The following is a 12,462-nucleotide window of genomic DNA, read 5'->3' on the forward strand; positions in this document are numbered from 1 at the left end:
TTTGCGACATCGCAATACCATTCTTGTTGTGCCCGCTACAGTCATTGCTACTGCAATGCAAAGGCAATGGAAGATCCATGAACTTCTTTGACGGCGACACCATCGCACTGGCGGCCCTGTCCAACGGCATGCAAGGTGATCGCCTGCTGCGCCTGCACTTCCCGGAGGGTGATGCACCTGCCAGCACCCTGCTGGCCAACAGCCTCGATGCCAGCGAAAGCCTGTCGCGCGACTATTCTTACGTGGTGGAAGTCCTGTCCGACGATGCTTGCATCGCGCTCGACAAAGTGATGGGCAAGATGGTGACCGTCGAACTGGTGCGCGAAGACGGCTCCTTGCGCTACTTCAACGGCTATGTGTTCGAGTTCCGCTTTCTGCGCACGGACGGCGGCTTCGCGTTTTATGAAATGGTACTGGAACCGTGGCTGTCGCACTTGCACTTGCGGCAAAACAATGTCGCCTTCCACGGTTTGACGGTGGCGGCGCTGACGGACAAGGTCTTCGATGCCTACCTGATGCGCGACTACAAGCTGGCCGCCAGCGGCCTGGATCCCGCCATCACCTACACGTGCCAGCACAACGAGAGCGACCACAACCTGCTGCACCGCCACTGGGAGCAATTGGGCTGGCACTATCGCTACGAACATCGCTTTGATGGCCATACGCTGTGGCTGTCCGACGACAGCACGACCGGCCAGCCCATCGACGGGGAGCTGAGCGAAATGCCTTTCCAGCACCAGGCCGGCTCGCAGGAAGACGATGGCGTGCACCACTGGAGCACGGTGCGGCGCATGGCATCCGGCAAGATGACACTGGCCAGCTTCAATTTCAAGAACCCCCGCAGCGCGCGCGCCGGCCGCGATTCTTTGAATAAGCAAGGCGCCGTGCCCCAATTGGAGGTGTATGAAAACACGGGCAGCTACGGTTTTAAAAACATCGACGATGGCGAACACCTGGCGCAGCGCCGCATGGAAGAGGTTGACGCGCAAGGCCAGCTGTTCAAAGCGCAAGGCAACGACCGAACGGCCCAGCCGGGACGCTGGTTCACCCTGGGTGGTCATTTCGACGGCGCCCCAGCCATCCCGCGCAAGCCCGTCGCCGAATACCTGATCCTGTCGGTGCGCCACCAGGCCAGCAACAACTACCAGCACGGCCGCAATGCCACCTCGCATTACAACAACACTTTTACCTGCATTGAGCGCGCCATCCCCTGGCGCCCGGGCCGCAACTTTCATAGCCACGAACCGAAGATCTATGGCGTGCAGACGGCCACCGTCGTCGGGCCGCCCGGCGAGGAAATCCATACGGACGGTTACGGGCGCGTCAAAGTGCAATTCCACTGGGACCGCCTGGGCACCTTCGACGACAAGAGTTCGCCGTGGATACGCGTGCTATCGACCTGGGCCGGCCCGAATTTCGGCCACATTAGCCTGCCCAGAATCGGCATGGAAGTGGCCGTGCAATTTCTCGATGGCAACGTCTCCATGCCCCTCATCATCGGCTGCGTCTATAACGCCCGCAACATGCCACCGTGGGACTTACCGGCCAACAAGACCCAGAGCGGCATGCTGAGCCGCTCCTCGAAGAAAGGTTCCAGCGCGCACGCCAACGCCTTGCGTTTCGAGGACCGCAAGGATGCGGAAGAGCTGTGGCTGCATGCGGAAAAAGACCAGCGCATCGAAGTCGAGCACGACGAATCGCACTGGGTCGGCAACGACCGACGCAAAACCATCGACCATGATGAAACCGTGCACGTCAAGCATGACCGCACAGAAACGGTGGACCACGATGAAACGATCACCGTGCATCACAACCGCACGGAGAGCGTGGATAACGACGAGCACATCGACATCGGGCACAACCGCACTGAGGTCGTCGGAAAAAATGAGTCGGTCCGCATCATTGGCTTTCGGGCTGAGAAAGTGGACCGCGCCAAAACCGAGACTGTTACTTTGGCCAAGGCCCTGAGTATTGGCGGCGCCTACGCGATCACCGTGGGGGCTGTCATGCATACCGTCGTGGTGGGTGCCAAGTATTTGCGCGCATTGCGCAACATCCTGACAATCGCCGAAAAAATGGAGATCACCGCTGGCACCGAATTTGAAGTCACTGTCGGTCAATCTCACTTTCACATGAGCAGTGATGGAAAGATCACCCTGACCGGTGCCGATATCACGATTGGCGCCACCGGGCCGGTGCAGATCAATGGCAACGACGTGGATGTCAACTGATTAGCCATGAACATCCTCAATCACACGCCCTTCCCGGCCCAGGTGTTTGAGTCCATTGATCACCATGGTCAGATGTTTTGGGTAGCGACATTGCGCCAGACACTCAGCTTCGCTTCGGGGCAGCCAGTATTTTCTGAACTGCAAGTGCCACTATGCGAACGGAACTCACCCTTTTCGGACATTGCACCTGGCAGCGTGCGTCAAGAGTCTGACTACTGCCCCGTCAAACCGCGCTGTGACGTTCTGGTCAATGCCACAGCGCATGCGCCAGGTAATGCGGAACTGCCCAGTTTCCAAGTGAGACTGCGCGTCACAAGACCTGGCATCCCCTTGCCTTTGCCTGAACGTCCACGTGGACTCAGTCCACATATGTCACCACAGCCGGCAGTGCTGACTGCCTGGAAAAACGAGCTGGCTCGGCTCAGTACACTGACCACGCCACGTGAAATACTGGTCAACAAAGTGCTGAGCATCACTGGCCGGCGGTATTTCGTCAAAAAGTCGCAGCTGGTGCGTGTTCTGCAAGCGATTATCTTCGTTGCCACACTAAGCCTGATTCGTCTCAATCCTTGGCGGTTGACACGTGCGGCGCCGTTTCGCATTCTTCCCCTGCGCTATGAATATGCCTTTGGCGGTGAATGTCGGGTTGAGGCGGATACGCCATTGGTGCGGCAGGTCCCTTTGCGCTACTGCCTTACTGCGGCGCAGATGGCATCCCACCCCGCCAACATGACGGGCCGAGTGCCAGTTGCGCATTCGATTTACGAGCGTAATCCGTTCGGTGTTGGCTACGCTGAAAAATGGTATCTGCGCGCCATGGGCCTCAAGCAGGTGCCAGCGCCGCAAATCGAGGCCGCTGGCCGGCAGATGACAGTCGCACAGTTTTGGCAAAGCCATCGAAGCGGAAATTTCAGTCAGGAGGAACAGAGAGGGGTAACCGATCCGATCGGCCTGGGCGTACGGAGCAACACCCATCCTGCCAGGCGCATCCTCGCTGGTACGATCGACGAGGCGTTTATCGCTGGCACTGCTGCGCTGCCGGCTGATTTTGATGAAGCGTACTGGAACTGCGCACCGCAAGAGCAACAAATACCGTATCTGCGTGGTGACGAGCGATTTGAGCTGACCAACCTCTGTCCTGCCAATACAGCCGGCGCCTTCAAAGATAAGCGCGGGAACACGGTTCTGCATTTGATGCTGCCTCAGCAAGCGATATTCCTCTTGCTGCGCCAACTTGACGGTTCGCTCGCCACCCTGCCGCTGCAAGTCGATACCGTAATTATCGAGCCAGACAGTGGCGTCATCACACTGGTCTGGCGCTCGCGCTGGACAAAGACGTCGGCAGTTGCTATTCGCACTTGCGAATTTCGTGCGCGTCCAGGTGCCTGGCCTGGTGACTCCGGCGCTGCGGCGTCCGGTCAGCGTGCTGCGCAACGATCAAGACCCGAGAAGCGGGCTGTCGCATGAGCGCGCAGGAACCTGGGGCGATGGATTCTGCGCCATCACTACCTCCTGGCATCTGGAGCTCGGATGAGCATGAGAGCATGCTAGCGCAAGCGTTCCAAGCGATCGACGTCCAAGAATCATCTGCGGCACAGCGGGCGAGCGTGGCGCGCCCCGCCATGCCCGGCGGCACCAACCGCATCGGCGCGCGCCGTGATGCCGGTTTTAAAGCAATCAGTACGGCGCCCTCGATCAATAAAACGCCGATTGGTCCATCCATGGTGCCGCTGCCATATCCAACGGTTCAGGATCTGTCCAATAGCGTGGGTGTTGCGCGATCCGTACGCTTCAACGGCGAGCCTGCGTATGTGCTGCACAGAAGTACCCAGCCCAAAGGCACTGGCGACGAACCAGGTACCGGGAAAGGGGTGCGCTCAGGGACGGTCACTGGCGAGGTCAAACCCGTGGTGGGAAGCAGCACGGTGCGCGTCGAAGGAAAGTATGTCGTCCGCGATGGTGACGCTTGCACGATGAATGGCGGGAACAATCCGGGCATTTACGTGACATCGCCGGCACCAGGCTGCGCGGTGAGTAACGGCACATTCATCGGCGACCCTGATCCGCCTGTGCGTGCTGAAACGCCAGCGGAAGAACATTGGTTTTCGACTTGGTGGAAAAACACCAAAAACGAAATGGGGGCGGCCGTCGATCATCCATGGGAGGCTGTCAAGGGCGGTGTAAAGGGTCTCGCAAATATCCCTTCCGCGTTGGGCGAGATGCTTTTGAAAGGGGCAGCGCTGCAGAGCGCTGGAGAGATGGAGCAAGCCTCTGCCATGCACAGTTTGTTTGGCCAGACGCAAGCGGCGGAACAGATGCGTGATAGTGCCGCCCAAGTGCGCGATGGCGTCGATGCCATTCATTTGCCGATGTTCGAGATGAGCAATGCCGCACAGGCGGGAGGCGACAAGATATTGACCGCCGCATCACTCGTCGCCGGCGGGGCAGGCCTTGTAAAGAGTGGTGTCAAGGGATTGGCCGGCTTGAGCAAAGGCACTGTGGCGGTTGAGGTGGAGGCAGCCAAAATAATGACAACAGGCGCCAAAGCTGCTCAAACCGATCAGGCCATAGCAAAAGTCGCTACGGTTGCGGATAATGTTGCTACACCGCCGATTGCTGCACCGGCGGGTAACGGCGTAAAGGTTTTACGTAAACTGAAGTCGTTGCGGAAAAAGTATCTTGGTGCTACACCCGGAAAAAGCTCTAGCACCGGAGAGAAGGTAATAGCACGTTTGCGGGCTGAAGATAAAGTACGAACTGATCCTGCGACAGGGAAGGTCGAATTCCTCGCTGGTGACAATAAGTGGTACGAGTTGAAATTTGCTGATATGGCCCATAAGGAAGACGCGGTTGTCTGGTGGAATCGTCTAGGACGTCAGTATGGAGAGAGGTCACCTGAGGTACGAACATGGATGCTAGAGCCAGATAATTACGTACTAGAGCATTTCTCAATCAACAGGTCCGCAGGCGCTAAATTAAAAATAGGTTATTTGCCACCAATAAAGTAAAAGGAAAATATCATGAGTGCACTTTCTAAGGAAAAAATGGTTGAATGGCAAAATTTAGGTTTGCAAGTACGTGCCGAAATTTCTGCAGGCAACCCCGAACATGCACAGGCACTGTTGGAGAAATGCTGGCTATTGTTTCCTGTTCCACGTTCAGAATGCAGTGATAGCGTTTCATTTGTACGCGGCGCTATACGCGCGATGGCATTTTCTGGGAGGCCTGCATTGGCGCTAAGGTGGATCAGCGAACTCAAAAATGTGCCAGTATCGGATATTGATCCTGGCCCTGACTTTCTTCAGGGAGTAACCTATTATGAGCTTGGCGACATGGATCAGGCATTCGAATATTTCAAGCGGACCTATACAATGTCGAAGGGAAGATCTTTTCTGGATGAAGATCCAAAATATTTAGGTTTTTACAAAATGCGTATCGCAAAAGAAAAATTGCAGGGAAATTCATAATAAAGTCGCAACGGTTTTGGATAATGTTGCTACACCGTCAGTCGCGGTACCTGCCGGTGACGGTTTAAAAAATCCTTAAAAAATTAATTCTCCTCCGTAGGAAATATCTAGGGAGTCGCTGATTAATTCGACCTTTCGCCAAAAAAGCATACGTAAATATTTTATTATTATGGTGGTGAATTTTCATAAACTAAATTAATCAGCAGTTCCCAGAGCGCATACGTACCGATGGTGATTTAATCACTGATCGATTGACTGGTAAGACCATGTTTAGAGCAAGTGGCGGAAAATGGTACGACATAAGATCTGCGGATCTGGAACACAAGGAATGTGTGTGACTTGGTGGAATCTTACTGGCCGTCAATATGGTGCAAGCGTGCGGGTGGTCCGGGTATGGATGCTGGAATCAAAAAATTATGTACTTGAACACCGGTCAATTAGCCGTTCTCTTGGCGCAAGACTCAGAGAACGCTATCTCCCTCCACTGAAATAGGAAGCTCATGCAATCACTATTTGATCAAATGAATGGCATTGCTGATATGGTACATGCAGCAATCAAACCAGGAGACGTCGGTGCAGCTCAGGCAGAATTTGAGCGGGTATGGAATCGCATCCCGGAACCCAAGAACAAGTGTGAAGCCATCAATGTCTTTGCTCAAGCGGCCGTGCGGGTGCTTGCTACATCTGGCCATCCCACGTATGCGTTGCCTTGGATCGATCGATGCAAGCTGATGCGGGCGTCGGAAATCGATGCGGAGCCCGATTTTTTAATCGGGGTAACGTATTATGAACTGAATGATAAGGATCTGGCTTGTGAACATTTCAAGCGCGCTTTTACCATGTCGGAGGGAAGAGCTTTTTCAGACGAAGACCCGAAATATCTGAATTTTTTGAAAACGTATTCGAGAGGTGAATGATCAATGGAATTACCTACCAACGTCAGCAGGCAAGTCGATTTTCTTTCAGAAGAAGGCAACGACTTGGCCGATCAGGGTGCGTTTTCGCAAGCTGCAGCAAAATGGGGGCAAGCACTCGACCTGTTACCAGCACCGGCAGTGGACTGGGAAGCATATACGTGGCTGAAAGCATCGATCGGCGACGCACACTATCAGCTGTGCGATTTTAGCTCAGCAAGAGATGCGCTATTTGATGCCCTGAATGGTCCGGATGGGCAGGAGAACCCCTTTGTCCACTATCGTCTTGGCCAGACCGAACTAGCGTTAAACAACGAAAAAGCTGGTATCGATGAACTCTTGAAGGCGTACATGCTCGATGGCGATAAAATTTTCTTAGAGGAGGAAGACGGACCTGTTTTTCTTCAAAAGTTGCGTGATGTTGGGCTGGTTGAATAGCTCTGCGCCGGTGTTGTCGTCGGCCACGCCCACGGCATGGCCGCCGTAGTCAATGAACAGTCGCTCGCCCGCCGGGTTTGCCACGTCGACATCGTTTTTTGCTGACGCCATCGCGGCGGTAGTGCTCGCAGAACTTGTTGAACTGATAGACGTCCGGTGACTCGGTTTTATACTCCTTCCACAGCAGTTCCAGCGTCATGCCCTTGCGGCGCAGTTCGTTGTGCACGGTCTGCTAGGCCGACGCCAGAATGCAAGTGCAGCTTTCCGTAGCCTGACTTGACCAAATAATAGAGGTAATGTAGGGTGACATCGTCACCTGTGTCACCCTCTTATTCAAAAAATTTGCTATCCGCGAACAGTATATTGGGAACATGCTAAGAATGTTCCCAATATCAAACGCGCTGCGACAGCCGACCTAAGACAACCACAGCCGGCGCCAAGTTTCCTCCGAGCTGAGGGCATGACCATATCTTCTGCGACCCGGTGGCGTGCTACGGCGCGGATCGCCTAAGATGAATATTTACCTTCCCTGCAGCTCAGCTTCACAGTCCGCCTGACGAGGAAGCGGCGGTTGCCTCAGCTGATTTACGCTGTCTCGAATTCCGGCCGCGGCAAATCCCATCAGCCAGGCATCGCGCAGCTCTACCCTGCTATCAAAAAAGTAGGGTACTTGGTTGTTGCCCCGCGCGTAGTCGTCATATCCTATCTCCTCAGCGCGATACAACATCAAACTCATGAGTTCGTGGCGGCGCTGTGGGGCGTACCACATGCCCAGCGCACGGCAGTATTCGTTGTATATCAATCTAATTGTGATTTGGAGAACCTCATCCATTTTTAATCTCCTCAATGCAAGTGCCCGACACCGTCTTGCAGCGCACCTCCGTGCGTGTAGCAAAGCTCTTTTGCTGAACATAGGTGGCCGGTAGCTAAGTTACAGAAACAAATACACGTTCTATTTGTTCGAATAAACTGCGCGCCATCACGCGTGAATACGCGTGTACCAGGAAGCAGCGCTTCCAGCTGTTCGATGAGCGGATGCATTTCACCGCCCGAATTGGTGGTGTTTGGACCCCGCTCCACCACGGGGGCAAAATGATGTTTCATAGCTTTCTCCCTGATTGTGAATGTGAAAAGTCGTTGGTAATCGGAGCGAGCGCTTCATTGAAAACCGCCACTGTCACTGTGCTGGCGACATGCGCAGTGGTGCAATAGACCGTCGCGAATGGGGCTGGCCTGGAGGAGGCCATTGAGTGGCCGCTACTCCGGCGAGAAAGTGATCGACAACGCCGTCAGTGGGATAAACCATGCTGCGTGTTTGTACCCCTGTCCGTGCGACGTAAACCTGTGCGGTCCGCTTTAGGAATTAGCTGCTAATAAGCCGACGGCAGCCAAGCACCTCGCCTGTGTCGCCGGCAATGTCGTACACTGCTGTCAAGGATGCCTTGCCAAATCTCTCCAGCGGTTTCCTACCGCCCGACGTACAATTTCGTGGCAATCCAGTTTGCCAGGACGGAAAACCTGATTACAACTCTTCGTTGTCGGATAATGTGTAGCCGCAGACCGGGCAATAGATAGTGCAATGCTGTGTGATTGCGCAGGATTCGGCACTTTCCCAAATCCGATACCGAGCTCGTTCATTAGAACACTCAGGGCAATCTGCCTCAAAGAGGTCGTCGTCCAGGTCCATTCCCTCTGGTTCGACACCTCTGCCAAATACCACTGTTCTCATGCTAGCCTCCTTGTTAAATATTGATGTTGTGGGGTAACCGATCACAACCGGCCTTTAGAGCGTGGCGGGTACCAAGTAATCAACACCGGGCAGAAGGCCATTGAGAATTAGCTTGGAACGCGTGAGCCCGGATAACGGCATCGGCGCGTTCGAGTGATAAGGAACGCACAGCAGCAACGTAAAGTATTGCTCCAGTCGAGAATGAGGCCTCATTGCCGTAGCGATGATCGGGCATTCTGATAAATCCCTAACAACTGTTGGGGAAAAACCTTCGCCTAAAGGAATTTGGCTGGTTGGCCAGTGATTATGCTGAAATAAATATCGATGGGACATGACTGTTCTCCAAACAAGGAGTGACCGACGCCCCGAGCGGGAACGTGGGTACCCCGCAAAAGAATGAAGTAGAGGAAATGCTGCTGGCCAAAACAAGACATGCGACATGAGGTCCAGTATTCGTTTGAACAGGAGCCTTACATAGTTAGTACCGGTTACACTGAACCTACATCGTGCAAACGATCATTTGATTGCGCGAGTTAGCCTGGGCATTCTCCGGACAATAAAGGTTGCATGAGCAACGTATCGACACAACCGTTCGATAATATGGATGGCGGGTAACGACCGCAACGCCTGCAGCATTGAGGCGGCAGGATTCTGCCAATTACCCGCTATGAGTACGACAGAAGCAATATGAGCTCGATGCTCACAGAATGCATAATCATTTTTGCACCTGATACGTATCGTTTCAAGTAGGTCAAGTGGTAAGTTCGACGAAAAGCGCCTGATGTGAACCATGACGCCGTCCAAGGACGTTAATCTGTACTCGCCCACCGCAGGCCTCGTTTGCGGGCCGCCCCAAAATGCTCAACAAGGTGCGCCATCTGCGCTCTTAATCCCGGCCTGAAGCCCGAAGTTTGGCGCGCAACCGATCAAGTATCCGATTGACCCAAGTCTAGATGTTGCTGGATGGTCCTGGCTGATGGCCGCGGTGTAGCGCGCCGCCCATCTAGACGGTCCGGCAACTTCGGCATGGGCTGGTCGGAGTTCCAGACCCAAGCACTCGTAACACCCCGGAGTGCCAATGCCTTCTCTTCTTTCTCTTTTTCACTCCAAAAAGTACTGACCGCATGCAAGGGAACTGGCGTGGCACCAGCATCAATCAACAGTGCTGTTGCGAAGCGCGCGCAGTGCTGGCTGTCGTATGCCAACGGTTTAATAAAATGGCGTCGGGCATTGATCAGCTCATGCACCAGTTGCGCCTCGTGTGCGTCCTCGACCGGGATCCAATGTACAGTGGTAGTCATCATACTTGCGGTGTGGATGAGGTAAGCGGTTTCGCTCTTCGGATAGATCAGGGCGCACATAACGAGGCGGAAGTTTGCCGCTGGATCAGCTTCCTTCAGCAGAAAGCTTGCATGAAAGGCACGTTCAATTTTTTTCCATGATTTCTCATCAATGAATAGCGGCATGTCCGCCATGTGCTTGATGAACACCTTTTTCCCGTTTGCCGCCTCTGCAACGCCTTTGAACTCACCGAGAATAATGGCCATGCTAGTGGAGCCGTCGTCACCATGACTGTGCAGGGAATTAAGTTTATTTCGCCGCCTCTCCGCGATCGCAGACTTGCGTTGTTCGTTGAATACCTCTGGCACGTAGAGATGTTGCGAAAGTGGGGCGCCCTTGATCATGGTGCTATCCGCGACCTCCATCAGGTATTTATGTACCACTCCCTGGTTGCGCTTTCCTTCCATGGCCGGCGACCATCGATTAAAGCCAGCCCGGTCGAAGAGATAATGCATGACGGCGCGAAGCGACATCTTTTTTTTCAGCGCCTTCACTTCCATCGGTTTCGTTGCCACTCCTCGCGTGCCGTTCGTCCGGTTACCCTTTTTGAGAGAAAAGTTAACGAAAATTTCCGTTAACTCTTCGCCGTTGTCGACCAGTGCTTCACCAATCAATTCGCCCAGTCCTGAATCATCGTACTCCGGTTCATATGATTTGCAGGACGGATGGTGCTTACCGCCTGTTCCAGGCATGCGCTTGAGCACCCAGCGGTCCAATCTGACGATGTACATGTCGACGCCACCAGGTACGCAAAGGCATCGAGGGCGCTCAGAGCTACCATGCAGTTCAGCCAAAGCATGCTGCATCTCTGGATCGGTCTCTGCCATGCGACGCCCGCGGACCAGATAGATGGGGATATCCACAGGTGTACCTATCAAGCATGATGCTCATGGTTCATTTGATCCAGCACGTTTCTGCCGAATTTTGTGCGACCCGGATCCATCGTCAACAAGCGTTTGACGGTTCCCAATTCGCTTACTCCCAGCAGCGCTCCGATCTCCGCGTGGTCAATCCCACGAGTGTCGAGTTTTAGGGCTATCGTGCGACGTGCACTCATCGCTGTGATGCCAATGAACGGTGCAAAGCTGAAGATGCGTTTGTAAGCGAGCAGGATATCGTTACAACGATATTGTTTTCCGGAATTGGTATTTTTTTCCAAGATCCGCATGCTTTCGCCGTCGCGGCGAAGGAACAACTTCGAGGATGGTATCAGTCCGCGGAAATGTTTGGCATCACTTGTACCGTGGCGTACCAATAGCCGTTCGGCAAGGTACTGATCGATGGCCATATTCACCGCTTCATTGCAGAAATAGACTGGCCGTTCCTTGCCATTGATGGCGACGTCTGATCGAATGGTTGATTGCACACGCACCGAACCGTCTGACGCAAGATAGTCCCGCACTTCTAATCTGGCGATCTCTAGGGGCTTCGCGGCCGTCGAAAACAAGATCATCAGTAACGCCTCGTCACGCTTTGGATTGCGGCTGTTCAGGCGGATTTTTTTGGCAAGCGTATCGACTTGCTCATCTGGCACAGCGCATTTCTTCATGCGTGAGTGATCAGCTCGATCTGGTGCGTAATGCTCAAGTGCCTCGATATATGCGAGGCGATGTTGGCGTAGCATTATCGTCGTCGGAATTGCATGATCCGGCACGCCGACGACACCGACGATGGATTGAATATCCCGGGCGATGACTCTGACTCGACGTTGGACCGCCGTCTGTTTCAATGAATGGGTGCGGCCAATCTGTTTATACGTCTGACCAAGCATCACACGTTTGATCATGTCAATAGATGCAGCAACATAGTCGGCGTCCATGTTGGCCTCCGCATAATAATGTTAAATACATCATGCCCTATTTTTTGGACATTCAAGTAGCAACATCTTTGCGTTTTTAGCGTTCTTTTGGGCTAGCACCGCTATTCTTGACTGACCGATGTGCGGTAGTGGTGCTGACCATGTTGGCGTTCTACGCTGCCTTCGCGCATTGAGTTCGCCCACTACCGCTCATATTTATGGTGGCACCGCATGGCTTGGATGGACAAGAGTTTTTTCTTGGTAATTTAAGATCCACAACATTCCAAGTGCACGACTTGGACCATGGCACGTCCAGGGGCACACCATGCATTGACTGTCTTCGCTACAGTCGTTATTGCGCCGATGATGGTTATGCAGGCCTTACTGGCACAACAATGACGCCAAGGGTGTAGCTTCAGTCAAAAATATGGCCGCAGGCCCCAGCGGGCGCGCTAATCACTAGTTCAGGTCTATGCAAGCACCTGCTCGGCTTTGGAATTCAGATACAATTTCACACGTTAGTGCAATTAACTGAGGTTAACAT

At 53.8% G+C, this 12,462-nt stretch carries 10 protein-coding genes; 6 read left to right on the forward strand and 4 right to left on the reverse strand.

Annotated features, from left to right (window positions below; translation table 11 throughout):
- Positions 1–77 precede the first annotated feature (77 nt).
- From KO539_RS24680 to KO539_RS24705, 6 genes are all read left to right on the forward strand, one after another.
- Complete coding sequence (locus KO539_RS24680) at positions 78–2,231, forward strand: type VI secretion system Vgr family protein (RefSeq protein WP_219312425.1); 2,154 nt, start codon at positions 78–80, stop codon at positions 2,229–2,231.
- Between the two features lie 6 nt (positions 2,232–2,237).
- A complete protein-coding gene (locus tag KO539_RS24685) occupies positions 2,238–3,698 on the forward strand; it encodes a DUF2169 domain-containing protein (protein ID WP_219312427.1) in 1,461 nt (486 codons plus the stop codon).
- A complete protein-coding gene (locus tag KO539_RS30375) occupies positions 3,695–5,239 on the forward strand; it encodes a PAAR-like domain-containing protein (protein WP_257626447.1) in 1,545 nt (514 codons plus the stop codon). Before KO539_RS24685 ends, KO539_RS30375 begins: the two co-directional genes overlap by 4 nt.
- A gap of 12 nt (positions 5,240–5,251) precedes the next feature.
- Positions 5,252–5,698, forward strand: coding sequence for a hypothetical protein (locus KO539_RS24695; protein WP_219312429.1), 447 nt, complete (start codon positions 5,252–5,254; stop codon positions 5,696–5,698).
- A 500-nt stretch (positions 5,699–6,198) separates the two neighbouring features.
- On the forward strand, positions 6,199–6,615 hold the full coding sequence (locus KO539_RS24700; RefSeq protein ID WP_219312431.1) for a hypothetical protein: 417 nt from the start codon (positions 6,199–6,201) through the stop codon (positions 6,613–6,615).
- A gap of 3 nt (positions 6,616–6,618) precedes the next feature.
- Complete coding sequence (locus KO539_RS24705; RefSeq protein ID WP_219312433.1) at positions 6,619–7,050, forward strand: tol-pal system YbgF family protein; 432 nt, start codon at positions 6,619–6,621, stop codon at positions 7,048–7,050.
- A gap of 49 nt (positions 7,051–7,099) precedes the next feature.
- Here the strand turns inward: KO539_RS24705 and KO539_RS24710 are convergent, their stop codons facing one another.
- The 4 genes from KO539_RS24710 to KO539_RS24725 all read right to left on the reverse strand — a co-directional run bounded on the left by KO539_RS24710 (position 7,100) and on the right by KO539_RS24725 (position 11,939).
- On the reverse strand, positions 7,100–7,276 hold the full coding sequence (locus KO539_RS24710) for a hypothetical protein (RefSeq protein WP_219312435.1): 177 nt from the start codon (positions 7,274–7,276) through the stop codon (positions 7,100–7,102).
- A gap of 294 nt (positions 7,277–7,570) precedes the next feature.
- Entirely contained in the window at positions 7,571–7,882 is a 312-nt protein-coding gene (locus KO539_RS24715) for a hypothetical protein (protein ID WP_219312437.1), read from the reverse strand.
- Between the two features lie 1,823 nt (positions 7,883–9,705).
- Positions 9,706–10,983: a DUF1173 family protein gene (locus tag KO539_RS24720; RefSeq protein WP_374106486.1), complete on the reverse strand. Its 1,278-nt coding sequence runs from the start codon at positions 10,981–10,983 to the stop codon at positions 9,706–9,708.
- A gap of 11 nt (positions 10,984–10,994) precedes the next feature.
- Entirely contained in the window at positions 10,995–11,939 is a 945-nt protein-coding gene (locus tag KO539_RS24725) for a hypothetical protein (protein ID WP_219312441.1), read from the reverse strand.
- Positions 11,940–12,462 lie beyond the last annotated feature (523 nt).

It is taken from the genome of Janthinobacterium sp. NKUCC06_STL (genome assembly GCF_019345455.1).
GTDB classification, from domain to species: domain Bacteria; phylum Pseudomonadota; class Gammaproteobacteria; order Burkholderiales; family Burkholderiaceae_D; genus Janthinobacterium; species Janthinobacterium rivuli.

Bases quoted from the DNA above. Each gene is read 5' to 3' on its own strand.
- KO539_RS24680 (WP_219312425.1), top strand. From the start codon at position 78: ATGAACTTCTTTGACGGCGACACCATCGCACTGGCGGCCCTGTCCAAC.
- KO539_RS24685 (WP_219312427.1), top strand. From the start codon at position 2,238: ATGAACATCCTCAATCACACGCCCTTCCCGGCCCAGGTGTTTGAGTCC.
- KO539_RS30375 (WP_257626447.1), top strand. From the start codon at position 3,695: ATGAGCGCGCAGGAACCTGGGGCGATGGATTCTGCGCCATCACTACCT.
- KO539_RS24695 (WP_219312429.1), top strand. From the start codon at position 5,252: ATGAGTGCACTTTCTAAGGAAAAAATGGTTGAATGGCAAAATTTAGGT.
- KO539_RS24700 (WP_219312431.1), top strand. From the start codon at position 6,199: ATGCAATCACTATTTGATCAAATGAATGGCATTGCTGATATGGTACAT.
- KO539_RS24705 (WP_219312433.1), top strand. From the start codon at position 6,619: ATGGAATTACCTACCAACGTCAGCAGGCAAGTCGATTTTCTTTCAGAA.
- KO539_RS24715 (WP_219312437.1), bottom strand. From the start codon at position 7,882: ATGGATGAGGTTCTCCAAATCACAATTAGATTGATATACAACGAATAC.
- KO539_RS24725 (WP_219312441.1), bottom strand. From the start codon at position 11,939: ATGGACGCCGACTATGTTGCTGCATCTATTGACATGATCAAACGTGTG.